Source organism: Dialister hominis, assembly GCF_007164725.1.
GTDB classification, from domain to species: Bacteria; Bacillota; Negativicutes; order Veillonellales; family Dialisteraceae; genus Dialister; species Dialister hominis.
Genome location: NZ_AP019697.1, coordinates 1,629,204 through 1,644,506, shown reverse-complemented (window position 1 = coordinate 1,644,506; position 15,303 = coordinate 1,629,204). Strand labels below are relative to the sequence as shown.

Annotated in this window: 19 protein-coding genes; 12 read left to right on the top strand and 7 right to left on the bottom strand. The window is 49.5% G+C overall.

Translation table 11 applies throughout. The features are described from left to right. The first annotated feature begins 44 nt into the window (after positions 1-44). On the top strand, positions 45-743 hold the full coding sequence (locus Dia5BBH33_RS07670) for an HAD hydrolase-like protein (RefSeq protein ID WP_143332669.1): 699 nt from the start codon (positions 45-47) through the stop codon (positions 741-743). 438 nt (positions 744-1,181) lie between these two features. Here Dia5BBH33_RS07670 and Dia5BBH33_RS07665 read toward each other — a convergent pair whose 3' ends face one another. From Dia5BBH33_RS07665 to Dia5BBH33_RS07650, 4 genes are all read right to left on the bottom strand, one after another. Further along, complete coding sequence (locus Dia5BBH33_RS07665; protein WP_022383234.1) at positions 1,182-1,634, bottom strand: methylated-DNA--[protein]-cysteine S-methyltransferase; 453 nt, start codon at positions 1,632-1,634, stop codon at positions 1,182-1,184. 12 nt (positions 1,635-1,646) lie between these two features. Beyond that, positions 1,647-2,234, bottom strand: coding sequence for an exonuclease domain-containing protein (locus Dia5BBH33_RS07660; RefSeq protein WP_022383233.1), 588 nt, complete (start codon positions 2,232-2,234; stop codon positions 1,647-1,649). Between the two features lie 7 nt (positions 2,235-2,241). Then, positions 2,242-2,976 (bottom strand): hypothetical protein, encoded by a 735-nt coding sequence (locus Dia5BBH33_RS07655; RefSeq protein WP_022383232.1) that lies wholly within the window; start codon positions 2,974-2,976, stop codon positions 2,242-2,244. An 87-nt stretch (positions 2,977-3,063) separates the two neighbouring features. Next, complete coding sequence (locus Dia5BBH33_RS07650) at positions 3,064-3,621, bottom strand: LOG family protein (RefSeq protein ID WP_022383231.1); 558 nt, start codon at positions 3,619-3,621, stop codon at positions 3,064-3,066. 326 nt (positions 3,622-3,947) lie between these two features. Between Dia5BBH33_RS07650 and Dia5BBH33_RS07645 the strand changes: the two genes are divergently transcribed. The 5 genes from Dia5BBH33_RS07645 to tuf all read left to right on the top strand — a co-directional run bounded on the left by Dia5BBH33_RS07645 (position 3,948) and on the right by tuf (position 8,472). Continuing rightward, positions 3,948-4,199 (top strand): L7Ae/L30e/S12e/Gadd45 family ribosomal protein, encoded by a 252-nt coding sequence (locus Dia5BBH33_RS07645; protein WP_022383229.1) that lies wholly within the window; start codon positions 3,948-3,950, stop codon positions 4,197-4,199. 67 nt (positions 4,200-4,266) lie between these two features. Next, positions 4,267-4,641, top strand: coding sequence for a 30S ribosomal protein S12 (gene rpsL / locus Dia5BBH33_RS07640; RefSeq protein ID WP_108850694.1), 375 nt, complete (start codon positions 4,267-4,269; stop codon positions 4,639-4,641). 54 nt (positions 4,642-4,695) lie between these two features. Next, complete coding sequence (gene rpsG / locus Dia5BBH33_RS07635; RefSeq protein WP_022383227.1) at positions 4,696-5,166, top strand: 30S ribosomal protein S7; 471 nt, start codon at positions 4,696-4,698, stop codon at positions 5,164-5,166. Positions 5,167-5,186: 20 nt separating this feature from the next. Next, on the top strand, positions 5,187-7,265 hold the full coding sequence (fusA, locus tag Dia5BBH33_RS07630) for an elongation factor G (RefSeq protein WP_022383226.1): 2,079 nt from the start codon (positions 5,187-5,189) through the stop codon (positions 7,263-7,265). Between the two features lie 19 nt (positions 7,266-7,284). Next, positions 7,285-8,472 (top strand): elongation factor Tu, encoded by a 1,188-nt coding sequence (gene tuf, locus Dia5BBH33_RS07625; protein ID WP_143332667.1) that lies wholly within the window; start codon positions 7,285-7,287, stop codon positions 8,470-8,472. A 219-nt stretch (positions 8,473-8,691) separates the two neighbouring features. Here the strand turns inward: tuf and Dia5BBH33_RS07620 are convergent, their stop codons facing one another. The 3 genes from Dia5BBH33_RS07620 to Dia5BBH33_RS07610 form a co-directional block, all read right to left on the bottom strand. Continuing rightward, positions 8,692-9,606 (bottom strand): ISL3 family transposase, encoded by a 915-nt coding sequence (locus Dia5BBH33_RS07620; RefSeq protein ID WP_143332666.1) that lies wholly within the window; start codon positions 9,604-9,606, stop codon positions 8,692-8,694. Next, on the bottom strand, positions 9,570-9,881 hold the full coding sequence (locus tag Dia5BBH33_RS07615) for a hypothetical protein (protein ID WP_143332665.1): 312 nt from the start codon (positions 9,879-9,881) through the stop codon (positions 9,570-9,572). The genes Dia5BBH33_RS07620 and Dia5BBH33_RS07615 overlap by 37 nt, the downstream gene beginning before the upstream one ends. A gap of 306 nt (positions 9,882-10,187) precedes the next feature. Then, complete coding sequence (locus Dia5BBH33_RS07610; protein ID WP_143332664.1) at positions 10,188-11,558, bottom strand: DUF389 domain-containing protein; 1,371 nt, start codon at positions 11,556-11,558, stop codon at positions 10,188-10,190. Between the two features lie 690 nt (positions 11,559-12,248). On the opposite strand from Dia5BBH33_RS07610, the gene rpsJ reads away from it, so the two are divergent. From rpsJ to rpsS, 6 genes are read left to right on the top strand one after another with little or no spacing between them, the layout of a single operon-like run. Then, a complete protein-coding gene (gene rpsJ, locus Dia5BBH33_RS07605; RefSeq protein WP_022105767.1) occupies positions 12,249-12,560 on the top strand; it encodes a 30S ribosomal protein S10 in 312 nt (103 codons plus the stop codon). 12 nt (positions 12,561-12,572) lie between these two features. Then, entirely contained in the window at positions 12,573-13,214 is a 642-nt protein-coding gene (gene rplC / locus Dia5BBH33_RS07600) for a 50S ribosomal protein L3 (RefSeq protein ID WP_143332663.1), read from the top strand. 50 nt (positions 13,215-13,264) lie between these two features. Continuing rightward, entirely contained in the window at positions 13,265-13,882 is a 618-nt protein-coding gene (gene rplD / locus Dia5BBH33_RS07595) for a 50S ribosomal protein L4 (RefSeq protein ID WP_022382681.1), read from the top strand. Then, the gene (rplW, locus tag Dia5BBH33_RS07590; RefSeq protein WP_022382682.1) at positions 13,882-14,163 is read left to right on the top strand and encodes a 50S ribosomal protein L23; all 282 of its coding nucleotides are present in this window, start codon (positions 13,882-13,884) and stop codon (positions 14,161-14,163) included. Before rplD ends, rplW begins: the two co-directional genes overlap by 1 nt. A gap of 17 nt (positions 14,164-14,180) precedes the next feature. Then, positions 14,181-15,008: a 50S ribosomal protein L2 gene (rplB, locus tag Dia5BBH33_RS07585; protein ID WP_108850700.1), complete on the top strand. Its 828-nt coding sequence runs from the start codon at positions 14,181-14,183 to the stop codon at positions 15,006-15,008. 17 nt (positions 15,009-15,025) lie between these two features. Continuing rightward, positions 15,026-15,298, top strand: a complete 273-nt coding sequence (rpsS, locus tag Dia5BBH33_RS07580; protein WP_022382684.1) for a 30S ribosomal protein S19 — start codon at positions 15,026-15,028, stop codon at positions 15,296-15,298. The last annotated feature ends 5 nt before the right edge of the window (positions 15,299-15,303 follow it).

Here is a 15,303-nt window from a genome sequence, read left to right as displayed (position 1 = left end):
CCGGTACAAAGCCGGGAGCCCTTTTATTCCCTGAAAGGAGAGCCATGGACTCTTACAATTACTACTTCTTCGACCTGGACGGAACGATTTCCGAATCCGCTCCGGGCATCGTCAAAGCCGTAAAGTACGGCCTCGATCAGGCAGGCATTCATGAAGAAGATGCAGAAAAGCTCCACAGCTTCATCGGCCCGCCTCTCAATGTGCAGATGAAAAAACTCTACGGCATGACCGACGAGCAGATCGTCACCGCCGTCACTGCCTTTAGGAAACTGTATGAAGACGAAGGCGGACTCTATGACTGCGAAGCCTATGACGGCATCGGAGACCTTCTCTATGATCTCAAGAAGGAAGGAAAAGTCCTCGCCGTCGCATCGAGCAAGCCGGAACCCTTCGTAAGAAAAATCATCGACCGCTTCGGCTTCACCGACGCCTTCGACGTCATCTGCGGAAGCGGCATCGGCGACGAACTCACCAAGAAAGCCAGCCGCGGCCAGAAAGCAGAAATCATCCACAAAGCCATGGGCCAGCTTTCCGGTAATGGAAATGCAGAAAGTCTGGCGGGCAGGACCGTCATGATTGGCGACACAAACTACGACATCCTGGGCGCCAAAGCCAACAGCCTCCCCGGCGTAGGCGTCGCTTACGGATACGGCAGCAGACAGGAACTCGAAGAAGCCGGCGCAGAAAAAGTAGCCGACACAGTAGAAGACCTGAGAAAACTCCTCCTTTGCGGAGAGAGATAAAGGAATCAGGAAACTGTGTGATGTCCCCAGATGGCGAAATACTCGCCTTCCCAGACGGGGAAGGTGCCCGAAGGGCGGATAGGGTTGATTACCTCAGCCGAAGGCTGGTTGTTTGGTTTTGCTCCATCAATCGTTTATGCGCTAAGTTTGCCTGTTCCCCAATCCCATATCCCCACACAAAAAAGGGGCTGTGACAAAATGTGTAATCATTTTGCCACAGCCTTTTTTCTATTGGAATATTCCATTAGAGGATTATCCAACATGTGTATTTATTGGTTCTGTCTGAAAACTACAAAACCTCGCTTCACTCGAGAACTACTGTATTCCCCGGCTTCGCCGGGACCTTCTCCTTCGGAGCAAGGTTAACACCCTTAAACCTCGCTTTGCTCGAGAAAAGGGAGAAGCAGCGTTTTAACGAATTTTGTCACAGCCCCTTCTTTATTTCCTCTCAATTCCTTCTTCTTTCCATAGGGCATACTTGTACTTCATGCCGTTAGAATAACCGCCGTCATTATTTTTCCCTACGACTCTGTGGCAGGGGATGATGACGCAGACGGGATTCTTGCCGCAGGCATTTCCTACGGCGCGGGAGGCTTTGGGGCGGCCGATTTCCTTGGCGATTTCCCCGTAAGTCATGAGATGTCCGTAAGGAATCTTTTCAAGTACGCTCCACACGTCCTTCTCAAAGGCAGTTCCTTTGGGTTGCACGGGAAGGTCGAAGGTCTTCCTTTTTCCCTTGAAGTATTCCTCCAGTTCCTTTTCTGCTTTTTTAAGAAGCGCGGTCTCGGCAGGGAAGGGTGCTTCCTCTGTCCAGTCACATGCAGTGATGAATCCGTTTTCTTCTGTCAGTTTCAGATGGCCGCACGGGACGGCAAGGATACAGGATATCATAGGGATCTCCTTTCACGGTGCAAGAAGGCGTTTGGCGCCGCGCTTGATGGCGAAGCGCTTCAGCTGCTGGCCGGTCATTTTCATGAGGGCTTCCGCATCGGGTGCGCCTGTCTTTTCGATGGCGCTCCTTACGATGTATTCGCAGGCTCTTGCATCATCTAACTCCTGATGATGGTTGAATGTGAAACCCAGCTCTTCGGCGACGGTGTTCAGCTTATGGTTCGGCAGGTCCGCCCAGAGTTTTCTGGAAAGGACGACGGTGTCGCCGTAGCGGAAGTGGATGTCGGGAAGCTGGTATGTATCAATGGCAGAAGCAAGGACGCCCATATCGAAGCGCGCGTTGTGGGCAAAGACGATGCCGCCCTCAAGGCGCATGGCGATGTCCTTCCAGAAGTAGGGAAATTCGTCCTCGTCGATGACGTCTTCCGGATAGATGCCGTTGATTTTCGAGCAGCCTTCATCGAAGTTCAGGCTGAGCGGATGAATGAGATGGTACCATTCATCGATGACTTCGTGTCCGTCGCTTGTGACGATTCCAAGCGAGCAGGCATTGGCGGGGCCCCAGTACGCCGTTTCAAAGTCAAGTGCAATATATTTCATGGATGCCTCAGATAGCCGAGGTGAATTCATGCGGGCTGGCTTCGATCCAGCCTACTTCGACGGAGCGGTCAAAGGCGGATTTCAGGCGGCGGGCAAGTTCATTTCTTGCAACAGCGACCTTTTTGCGGCTTTCCCCGAATCCTGTGATGAGGACGAGGATGTTTTCAGAGTCTTCGTTGACGGCGCCTGCTTCTTCGCCGTCAGTCAGCCAAGCGTTTTCAGAGACTTTGTCTCCCAGGGTGACGCGTGCGCCGTTTTCGGTGCGTTCGATCCTGAGGACGTCGTCATTTCTTCCCATATCGTAGGCATGGATGTCGACGTGGAATTTCAGCATGCCGCCGCGGACCATGTCCATGACCGGATTGACGCGGGGGAGAATGTCCGAGCCTGCCAGTTCATCCATGGATGCCTGCTTCGGTGCGGTAAGGATTTCAATGTCATCGTCCGTTTCTTCTTCCTCAGCGATGCCAAGGCCTTTCTTGTATTCGCGGATGACAGTTTCAAGGGCAGAAGATTTTCCTTCTTCGCCAAGGGTTTCAAAAGCTTTCTGGTAGGATGCGATGTCTCCATCTGCCATGCCGGGGTTCATTTTCAGGAGCAGGTTGGCTTCCGTGCAGCATCTGCGGCGGAAGAGTTCTGCTTCGCGGTTCAGTCCGCGGTTGTCGGCTGCACGAAGGGCAATGATGCCGATGCAAAGGCCGGGGATTTCTTCAAAAAGACGATCGTCTGCTGTGACTTTCATGTTGTACCTCCCAAATTGAGTTTGCTTTATTATTATACCATTCCCATCCGCTCTATATATAAGGAATGGAAATATAAGGAATGGAAATCAGATTTCGTGGTCGGAAATGACTTTCATGATTTCATCGACGCTGCTGCAGATGAAAATGTTATCGCGGTCGCCTTCTTCCATGAAGCCTTCTTCTTCCCATGCATTGATGAGGGAGAGGAGGGGATCGTAGAAGCCGTCGACGTTCGCAATGATGACGGGCGGACGTTTCCCTTCTCCGTAAATGCGCAGGTGGCTTATGGTATCGGAGAATTCCTCCAGCGTGCCAGGGCCTCCGGGAAGGGCGATGAAGGCATGGCCGGATCCTATCATGATTTTCTTTCTTTCGACCATGTCGGGGACTTCGATGAGCTCTGTGATGCCGCGGTGTGCCTGTTCCTTCAGGATGAAGACTTCGGGAATGACGCCGATGACTTTGCCGCCTGCTGCCATGGCTGCGTCAGCGACGATGCCCATGAGGCCGACAGTGCCGCCGCCGTATGTGATGGTGCGGCCGCTCTTGGCAATGGCTTCAGCGAGTTCTCCGGCAAAGGATGCATAGGAGAGTTCGGCTCCGAAGTGCGAGCCGCAGTATATGACGATATTTTCCAGTTTCATAATGAGTTCCTTTCTTAACGCTTTTCCTATTGTATCATAGGATGGTTTTTCGTTCTTCTTATGAAAGATTTTTGAAAAATAAAAATAAAATGAAGAGGAGAATTTGGGAATGTTTTGTACATTCTCATTTCCTGATGGAAAAAGGGCATGCCGCCAGTCCCGTGAAACGGGCATTTTCAAGGCTATGGTACGCGAGGGTACGTGGTAAAAAAGTTCTGCATAAACACGGGAAAAATTCGCTATGGGAAATGTTGACATCGGATAGAAGGAATGTTATAATTCCAATGTTGCGTGGATTTAGTGTGCTGTAAAGCAGGTGAGAATGAATGACACTGGAAGAATTGAAATCAGCAGCTTTTGTTGTAGGAATGAAAGAAACGGAGCGGGCCGTCGAAAAGCAGGAAGCCGCATGCGTATTTATCGCATCGGACTGTGACGAGCGCATTTCCCGTCCATTGATGGAGGCCTGCCAGTCGTCAGGAATTCCTGTGGAACAGGGATTCACGAAGAAAGAAATCGGCCGCGCGTGCGGGATCAAGGTAAAAGCCGCTTCCGCTGCCGTTCTCAAATCCCGGTAATATCCATCGGGGCTATGCTCCGGAGGATCAATTATAAATTTCCCTTTATGGAAAGGAGGTGCCCATTTTGCCGACAATCAATCAGCTGGTTCGTAAAGGCCGCCAGACTCTGGCTACCAAAGCGAAGACCCCGGCTCTGAAACAGTCACCACAGAAACGTGGTGTCTGCACAAGAGTTTACACAGCTACACCGAAGAAGCCAAACTCTGCTCTTCGTAAAGTAGCACGTGTACGCCTGACCAACGGAATCGAAGTTTCTGCTTACATTCCGGGCGAAGGCCATAACCTGCAGGAACACAGCGTCGTCCTCATCAGAGGCGGCCGTGTTAAGGATCTTCCAGGTGTTCGTTACCACATTATCCGCGGCGCTCTCGATACCGTAGGTGTATCCGGACGTCAGCAGAGCCGTTCTAAATACGGCGCTAAACGCGACAAGAAATAATTTGAAACGAATCATAATGTGATCAATGAACTACTTTAAAGGAGGAAATTAACAATGCCGAGAAAAGGTGCTGTTCCGAAACGTGACGTTCTTCCGGATCCCGTGTATGGGAACAAGATCGTTACCCGTTTCATCAACAGAGTTATGCTTGACGGCAAGAAGGGTGTAGCAGAATCCATCGTTTACGGTGCATTCGACATCTGCCAGAGCAAACTTGATAAAGAACCAATCGAAATTTTCGAACAGGCTCTCAATAATGTAATGCCAGTCCTCGAAGTTCGTGCTCGTCGTGTAGGCGGCGCTAACTACCAGGTACCGGTTGAAGTAAGAGCAGACCGCCGTCTGACTCTGGGCATCCGCTGGATGGTCAGCTATGCTCGTCAGCGCAGCGAACGTACAATGCAGGAACGTCTTGCAGGTGAACTGATGGACGCTTACAACAATACGGGCGCAGCTGTAAAGAAGAAAGAAGACACACATAAAATGGCAGAAGCTAACAAGGCTTTCGCTCATTATCGCTGGTAATATAAGAAGGAGTAACAATCGTGGGCAGAGAATTTCCGCTTGAAAAAACAAGAAACATCGGCATCATGGCTCATATCGATGCCGGCAAGACAACAACCACGGAACGTATCCTGTTTTATACCGGTGTAAACCATAAGATCGGGGAAGTTCATGATGGCGCTGCTACCATGGACTGGATGGTACAGGAACAGGAACGCGGCATCACAATTACGTCTGCTGCTACCACCTGCCACTGGAAAGGTTACAGAGTCAACATCATCGACACCCCAGGGCACGTAGACTTCACAGTAGAAGTTGAACGTTCCCTGCGCGTACTCGACGGTTCCGTAGCTGTATTCAGCGCTAAAGACGGCGTCCAGACCCAGTCCGAAACCGTATGGAGACAGGCAGATCACTATCGTGTTCCGCGTATTGCATTCATCAACAAGATGGATACCGTAGGCGCTGACTTCCTCCATGCAGTAAAAACCATGGATATCCGCCTTCATGCTAAGGCAATTCCAATGCAGCTTCCAATCGGCAAGCAGGATACCTTCAAAGGCATCATCGACCTGCTGACAATGAAGGCTGAAATGTATGAAGACGACCTTGGACAGAACATCCATGTAGAAGAAATCCCGGAAGACCTGAGAGATCAGGCTGAAGAACTCCGCGACAAGATCTGCGAAGTTGCTGCTGAAGGCAGCGATGAACTGATGGAAAAATACCTCGACGGCCAGGAACTGACCATCGACGAAATCAAAGCTTCCATCCGTAAGCAGGTTCTTGACTGCGCACTGTTCCCGGTATTCTGCGGATCCGCATACAAGAACAAAGGCATCCAGCTCCTGCTGGACGCAGTCCTCGACTACCTCCCGTCCCCGCTGGACATCCCGCCGGTTAAAGGCACAAGCCTCGACGGAGAACCAGATGAACGCTCGGTAGACGACAATGCTCCGCTTTCTGCTCTTGCATTCAAGATCATGGCTGACCCATTCGTTGGCAAACTCGCATATTTCCGCGTATACTCCGGCGAAATGCATCAGGGCACCTACATCCTCAACTCCACAAAGGGCAAGAAGGAACGCGTAGGCCGTATCCTCCTCATGCATGCTAACCACCGTAAGGAAATCGACGTAGCTTACACCGGCGATATCGCTGCAGCTGTAGGCTTCAAGGATGTAACCACAGGCGATACACTCTGTGATGTAGATCATCCGATTATCCTTGAAAAAATGGAATTCCCGGAACCGGTTATTTCCGTTGCTGTTGAACCGAAGACCAAAGCAGACCAGGAAAAGATGGGCAATGCTCTCCAGAGACTGGCTGAAGAAGATCCGACATTCAGAGTACATACCGATCCAGAATCCAACCAGACGATCATCTCCGGCATGGGCGAACTCCATCTGGACATCATCGTTGACCGCATGAGACGTGAATTCAACGTTGAATGCACCGTAGGCAAGCCGCAGGTAGCTTACCGCGAAACCATCCGCAAGTCCGTCGAATCCGAAGGCAAATTCATTCGTCAGACCGGTGGTCATGGTCAGTACGGTCACTGCTGGCTGCGTCTCGAACCGCAGGAAGCTGGCAAAGGCTTCACCTTCGAAAACGCAGTTGTCGGCGGCGTTATTCCTAAGGAATTCATCAACCCGATTCAGACCGGCGTCGAAGCTGCTATGCAGGACGGCGTTGTAGCTGGATATCCGATGGTTGATATCAAAGTTACCGTTTATGACGGTTCCTATCATGATGTCGACTCCTCCGAAATGGCATTCAAGGTTGCAGGCTCCATGGCGTTCAAAGATGGCGCTAAGAAGGCAGATCCTGTCCTCCTCGAACCATACATGAGCGTTGAAGTTGACGTTCCGGAAGATTACATGGGCGACGTTATCGGCGGCCTCAACTCCCGTCGCGGACGTATTGAAGGCATGGAAACAGAAAACGGCGAATCCAGAATCAAAGGCTTCGTTCCGCTGTCCGAAATGTTCGGCTACGCAACAGGCCTCCGCAGCTCCACACAGGGCCGCGGTACCTTCACCATGACATTCGATCATTATGAAGAAGTTCCGAAAGCTATTTCCCAGCAGATTACTGAAGAAAGACTCGGAAACAAATAATTAAAGGAGAAATCTTACAATGGCTAAAGCACATTACGAAAGAACAAAGCCGCATGTTAACATCGGCACTATCGGCCACGTCGATCATGGTAAAACAACCCTGACCGCTGCTATCACCAAAGTTCTGGCTGAAGAAGGCAAAGCAAACTTCCTCGACTACGCTTCCATCGATAAAGCACCGGAAGAAAGAGCTCGTGGTATCACAATCAACACCTCCACCGTTGAATACGAAACCGAAACCCGCCACTACGCACACGTAGACTGCCCAGGGCACGCTGACTATGTCAAGAACATGATCACCGGCGCAGCTCAGATGGACGGCGCTATCCTCGTAGTATCCGCAGCTGACGGCCCGATGCCGCAGACCCGCGAACACATTCTGCTCGCTAAGCAGGTAGGCGTACCGGCTATCGTTGTATTCCTGAACAAAGCTGACCAGGTAGACGATCCGGAACTGATCGACCTCGTAGAAATGGAAATCAGAGACCTCCTCTCTTCCTATGACTATCCAGGCGATGAAGTGCCGATTATCGTTGGCTCCGCTCTCGGCGCTCTGAACGGCAACCCGGAAGATGAACAGAAGATCCGTGACCTGATGAAGGCTGTTGACGAATACATCCCGACTCCGGAACGTGACACTGATAAACCATTCCTGATGCCAGTCGAAGACGTATTCACCATCACCGGCCGTGGCACAGTTGCTACAGGCAGAGTTGAACGTGGTACCGTCAAAGTCGGCGACACGGCTGAAATCGTCGGCCTGCAGGAAAAACCGACCGAAACCGTCGTAACCGGCGTTGAAATGTTCAGAAAGACCCTCGACCAGGCTATGGCAGGCGACAACATCGGCGCTCTGCTCCGTGGTATTGATCGTAAAGACATCGAAAGAGGCCAGGTCCTCTCCAAACCAGGCAGCGTTCATCCGCACACAGAATTCACCGCTCAGGTATACGTTCTGACCAAAGATGAAGGCGGCCGTCATACACCGTTCTTCAACGGCTATCGTCCACAGTTCTTCTTCAGAACCACCGACGTAACCGGCGACATCACCCTTCCGGAAGGCACCGAAATGTGCATGCCAGGCGATAACGTAGAAATGAGCGTTAAGCTCATCACCCCGATCGCTATGGAAGAAGGCCAGCGTTTCGCTATCCGCGAAGGCGGCCGTACCGTTGGCGCAGGCGTTGTAGCTAAGATCGCAAAATAATCTCTTTTTTGAGACTATTTGAAATCTGAAATAAAAAGGGGCTGTGACAAAATGGTTAATCATTTTGTTGCAGCCTCTTTTTTGCGTCTTTATTTCATCATTTTTAGCTCTGCTGTAAGCCTTTTACGTAAAAATGCGCGTAAGCCCCCTTACCCCCATAAGACTTTTAATTATATTGTCTTAGGCGGCAATCCTTATACGCATTATTTTTGTGGCTCTTCACGGAAATTTGGGGGATGAATAATTTTTAGGTAAAGAATGGAATCGGATAAGGGTAAAGAAATAATCCATGTTTCGGTACCCATATCCGATTCTTTTTAGTACCTTGATCTTATTATTGAATCCTTCAAGCTTCCCCGTATTGATAGGATACAGGGCATGAGCAGCCAGTCCCTTGATTCGCTTCTGCTTTTGCCGGGCAAACTTTACCAGGGCAGGAATCCCGCTCTCCAGTCCAGCCTGAATCCATTTTGTCCATCCGGCGAGAGCTTCTTCATAGTCAGTCAATGTGAACAGACGAGTCATCTCCTGCTTCATGGCATAACAAATCGCCAAATCCCTATGCTCGCTCAGGATATCCAACAGATGAGTTTTCTGCCTTTCATTCAGGTGGTCGTCCTTCTTTAACAGTATCCATCGGGATTTCTTTAATTCGGTATAAAGCTTCCTTTCTTCATGGCTCTTTTCCCTGGCCATCTTCTGGAGCTCTGGATTATTAGTTTTTTTCGTATATTCCTTTAATGCTTCTGCTTCCTGCCTATGCTTTTGTGCTTCCTCCAGGCGCACGGCTCCCATAACATCACGCCCAAACTGTGCCTGCATATGGTACCGGTCATAAACGATGGGGACCTTCGGACAATATTTCTGGAACAGCCTGTTAAAGGATGCGTTCATATCCATGGCCACCGCTTTTAGCCTGGAAAGAAGCGAAAGGTCAATGCTCTTAAAGAAGTGCTCAAAATCTGCCATGGAGCGACCCAGGCCGGCCCACAAGATGAATTCCGTTTCCAAATCCATAACGCAGGTGGCATAGCGATGGCCCTTATGGATAGCGAACTCATCTACGGCCAAATACCGTGGGCGATAGTTACTTTTCTTCAGGCAGGTTTTAAAGGCAGCCAACGCCTTATCCATGATATGCTTTTGTATTTTCTGTATGCACTCCAATGTACAGAGAGCATGGCCGAAATGGCAGAAATGGATGTATGACACTTAAGCAGATGGATAATCCACAAGGCCATATCCCAAGTAACGCGTGTGAAAGGGCATTGGCAGGGAATATCTTCCGTTATGGTCTCCCCGCAGGATGTGCAGCGGAATCTGTGCCCCGAGAACTCTATATACTTCTTTTGCTTAGGAAGATCTGGAAAATCCTTGATGAGTACAGAAAAAGCCCCATAACTATACATACGGGAGTGACAGTGCGGACAGGAAAAATCTCTGGCAGTCCGTAGACTGGTAACTCGGGTATGGCAATGAGGATTTGGATGGTTAGTGATATTTTCTGTGCGATAATATTGACAATTAAAAGTGATTTCATTATGGTAATAAAAGAGCATTATTCGACCTCCGTGCGTAGTTTTAGGCAACTTACATTTTGGAGTAGATAATGCTCTTTTTCAATGCCAATTTTATATGTTATTATTTTTATCCCACAAAAAAGCGTGAAGAATCAAAAAAGAGCCGCCCGAATCAGATTCGGGAGCGGCTCTTTTTTAATTTCCATTCCAGTTGATTCCATTTCCAAAATAGGAAGAAGGACTTGTTTCCATCTGGATTGTCAGACTGACAGGCAGCTCAGTCTGGGATGCTATCCAGTTCTTAAGTTTCTCAGCGTCAGAGGGAGAGAGCTGTGAGGTGACGGTGACTGTCACTTCAAATGCAGCCGGAGCCCACGTATCGTCTTTGTCTTTTCCATAGACGGTGCCGCCTTTGATTTCCTTGATGGCAGGGAAGAGGGCGGGCGCTTCCTTGTTCAAACTTTTCAGAAGGGAAATGGTACTCGTCTCCCTGTTATAGGATCCGTAGTATTCCTCCGCAAGTTCCTTGTATGATTTTCCTCCGGCCTGTGTCGTAGCCTGCTTGAGGCGGCTGCTGATGAGATCCTGGACCTGTTCCTTATTGAGAGAGGAAGCAGGGCTTTGAACAACTTCGAGGCGGACTTTGGACAAGCTTCCGTAATCATTGAGTTTCTTTTGCAGGTTTTCCATTGTTTCCTCGTCAAGTCTGGCACCGAGCACGTCCACAAAAAGCGTGCCGTCTTTCAACTGGTAGGAAATGACATTGGCTGCATGAAGGTCCATGTCCTGGTTGATGAAGGATTCGATCTGGGATGTGCGGATGCTTTCACGGACGGTCGTACCTGCCATGTAAATGCTTGGTATGGTAATGACGATGCCAAGGAGCAGCAGGATATGGCGCTGGAAACGGAGGTGCGCCGGTGAAATCGTTTCGCTCATGGGGACGTCCAGAAGTTTGAAGATGAAGTAGCCGGAGAGCGTGATAAAGAAGGCGTTGATGAAGAAGAGGTAGAGAGCCCCGGTGAAGTAGGGAACGGAACGCATGGCAATGCCGTAGCCGGCCGTGCAAAGAGGAGGCATCAGAGCTGTTGCGATGGCAACGCCTGGAATGACGTTCGTTTTCACTGTCCTTGTATTGCCGACGGCTCCTGCGATGCCGCCGCAGAGAGCGATGAGGACATCCCATATAGTAGGAGACGTCCTGGCAGCCATTTCTGCCGTTGGAATGGTGATTGGTGTCAGGGCGAAGTAAATGGCAGCCGTCAGGAGCGAGAAGACGATCTGGAAGGAAAGCTTCACCATGGATCTCTTCAGGAAGTGCAGGTTATATGTCGCCATGCCGTAGGAGACTGCGACAAGTCCGCCCATGAGAGGGGAAATAAGCATGGCACCGATGATGACGGCCGTGCTGTCCATATTGAGTCCCACGCAGGCAATCAGGATGGCCGCAATCAGAATGACAAGGTTGGCGCCTGTGACAGTCGAGTCAGACTCTATCCTGTCACGAAGTTCATCAGCCGGCGCGCTGTCTATCCGTATATTGAAAAACTTTTTCCAGTCAAACATAAGCATCACCCTCTATATAGATAAGTATCCATTTTCTATACTATACCATGTTTGGAGAAAGGAATGAAGTATGCCGATCCCAAATACGCCATGAGAATGACAGTCCTGTTTTTCAAATCCGATTCCCCTTCCGGAATCTTTTCCTTTATATATACATATATATAGGGAATCAAAAAGAGGGATATCGGAAAAATAATGGAAGGGGCAATTTGGATCCGGCATGTCAAATTTCATTTTCCTTTTTCTTTTTTGATCCGCATGTGCTGTTTACGTTTTTCGATGACGAAACAAAGCGGACATATAGTTTCGTAAAGTGCCTCGGTACACCCCGATACGTGTCCTTGATTTAAAAAATAAACTAAAAATTCAAAAAATTTATAAAGATTTTAGATAATTTAGTATACGCGAGGAGGCGTGTTTATATTAAAATAAGGGAGTCCTAAACCGCGGAATACTTGTGCTTATCGTTCGTGCGAGGTTTCGGAAAAAAAATAAAAATTTTCAGAAAATAACTTGATTTCACTGTCTGAAAATAGTATTATTAAAAGGCTGAATGCTTCCCGGACTGTTCGAGGGTACAGCGAAGGGAAATAAGTCAGCAGACAAACTATGAAGTGGAAGGTGGCCCGCGTCGCGGGGGAATTTCCACGGAGCAGTTCATTCAGGAAATGAACGTAGGAGGTTTATGTAATGTCGAAACAGGAAAAAATCAGAATTCGTCTGAAAGGCTATGATCACAAAGCAGTTGATCAGAGCGCAGCGAAGATTGCGGAGACTGCCAAGAGAACAGGCTCCAGAGTCTCGGGACCGATTCCGCTTCCAACGGAACGTAACGTGTACACCATTCTTCGTTCTCCACATGTCAACAAAGACAGCCGTGAACAGTTCGAAATGCGTATTCACAAGAGACTCATTGACATCCTCGATCCTTCCAAGAAGACCGCGGATGCGCTGATGAGACTGGAACTCCCAGCCGGCGTCAGCATTGAAATTAAACTGTAAGGAGGTGCAAAGATGTCTAAGGCTATTTTGGGAACAAAATTAGGAATGTCTCAGGTATTCGCTGAAAACGGCGACCTGATTCCAGTAAGTGTTATTGAAGTTCTGCCAAATGTTGTTGCAGCTGTTAAAGCCGTTGAAAGCGATGGATACAATGCTGTTCAGCTGGGCTACGGTGCTGTCAAGGAAAAACATTTGACAAAACCTGTAAAAGGTCAGTTTGAAAAGGCCGGAATTGATCCGGTTAAACATCTCCGTGAATACAGACTCGCTGAAAAGCTGTCTTACACGGTAGGCCAAACTCTGGCTGCTGACATTTTCGCAGAAGGCGAAATTGTTGACGTTATCGGCACAAGCCGCGGCAAGGGTTTCGCTGGCACCATTAAACGTCATAACCATCAGCGTGGACCTGAATCCCACGGTTCCAAGAACCATCGTCAGACAGCATCCCTCGGTGCTCGTATGTCCGGTGGCGGCGGAAAGGTATTCAAAGGCAAGAAAATGCCGGGGCAGCTCGGCGGAGATAGAGTAACGGTTCAGCATCTTCAGGTAGTAAGAGTTGATACCGCCCGTAATCTTATGCTTGTCAAAGGCGGCATTCCCGGTGCTAAGGGAAGCCTCGTAATGGTACAGGATACTGTAAAGCCTGTAAAATAATATTGTCTGGAACAACAGAAAATTGTTCTGATTAAGGGAGGAACATCTCAATGCCGAAAGTAAAGCTGTATAATATCGCCGGCCAGGAAACCGGCGAAATAGAGCTGAATGACAGCGTCTTTGGCGTAGACTATAACGAAGCTGTTATTCATCAGGCAGTGGTTCGCCAGATGGCTAATGAACGCCTTGGCACACATGCCACAAAGACCAGAGGCCTTGTTCGCGGCGGCGGCAAGAAACCATGGAAACAGAAAGGCACCGGCCGTGCCAGAGTTGGATCCATCCGCTCCCCACTGTGGGTAGGCGGCGGCACAGTATTCGGACCTACTCCGAGAAGCCATGCCAAAGATATGCCGAGAAAGGCACGTCAGCTCGCTGTTAAATCTGCACTGAGCGAAAAGCTCCGCGCAAATGAACTGATCGTTATCGATGCTATCGACTTCGAAGCACCGAAGACAAAGAACGTTGTAAAGATGCTCGCTGACCTTCACTCCGAAGGCAAAGCCCTCATCGTTGACGGCGCTCGCAACACGGTTCTTTCCGCTAGAAACATTCCTGGCGTTAAAGCCTATGCTCCGAGCGGACTCAATATCTATGATATTGTAAATACTGACAAGCTCTTCCTGACTCAGGAAGCTGTTAAGAAGATTGAGGAGGTACTCGCATAATGGAAGCACGTGACATCCTCATTAAACCGATCGTGACTGAAAAGTCCACAGCTCTCATGGAGGAACGCAAGTACACATTCTGTGTGCCGCTTTCCGCGACAAAGATCCAGATCCGTCAGGCTGTAGAACAGATCTTCAAAGTAAAAGTTCAGGCTGTGAATACCATGCGTTATGAAGGCAAGATGAAACGTCTGGGCCGGACCCAGGGTCGTCGCAGTGATTGGAAGAAAGCAGTCGTTACCCTTAAACCGGGCGAAACGATTGAGCTCTTCGAAGCGTAAAGGAGGAGTAATAATAAATGGCTTATAAATCATTTAAACCGTACACTCCCGGACGCCGTCAGATGACCGTTTCCACCTTTGAGGAAATTACAACAGACAGACCGGAAAAATCCCTTCTGGCTCCTGTTCATAATCATGGCGGTCGTAATGGCTCCGGTAAAATGACAGTTCGCCACCAGGGCGGCGGTCGTAAACGTCAGTACAGACTGATCGATTTCAAGAGAGATAAAGATAACATTCCGGCAACTGTTGCTACGATCGAATACGATCCGAACCGTACCTGCCGTATCGCTCTGCTGCACTATGCAGATGGCGAAAAACGCTACATCCTCGCTCCTAAGGGACTGAAGGTTGGCGACCAGGTCGTAAGCGGACCAGAATCCGATATCAAAGTCGGCAACTGCCTGCCTTTCACCAACATTCCTCTCGGTACCATCGTTCATAACGTTGAACTGAAGATCGGCAAGGGCGGCCAGATGGTTCGTTCAGCTGGCGCTTCCGCTCAGCTGATGGCTAAGGAAGGCGACTATGCTCTGCTGCGTCTGCCATCCGGCGAACTGAGAAGAGTACACATTCGCTGCCGTGCAACCATCGGAACCATCGGCAACGAAGATCATGAAAACATTACACTCGGCAAGGCCGGAAGAAACCGCTGGCTCGGCGTTCGTCCTGCTAACCGCGGCGTTTCCATGAACCCGAACGATCATCCGCATGGCGGCGGCGAGGGTAAATCTCCTGTCGGACGTAAGCGTCCTGTTACACCCTGGGGTAAACCTGCTTACGGCGTAAAGACCAGGGACAACAGAAAAGCGTCTACTAAACTGATTGTTAAGAGACGTAAGTAAGATAAGGAGGAGTAAAATTGTCCAGATCCGTTAAAAAAGGCCCGTTCGTCGCTTTCTCTCTGGAAAAGAAGATCAACGCGCTGAACGAGACTAAAGAACAGAAAATCATCAAGACCTGGTCCCGTGCATCTACAATCCTGCCGAGCTTCGTTGGACACACAATCGCTGTTCACGACGGCAGAAAGCACGTACCGGTTTACATCACTGAAGATATGGTCGGCCATAAGCTTGGCGAATTCGCTCCGACCCGTACTTTCAAAGGCCATAACAAGACCGATAAGGCGAAATAAGGGAG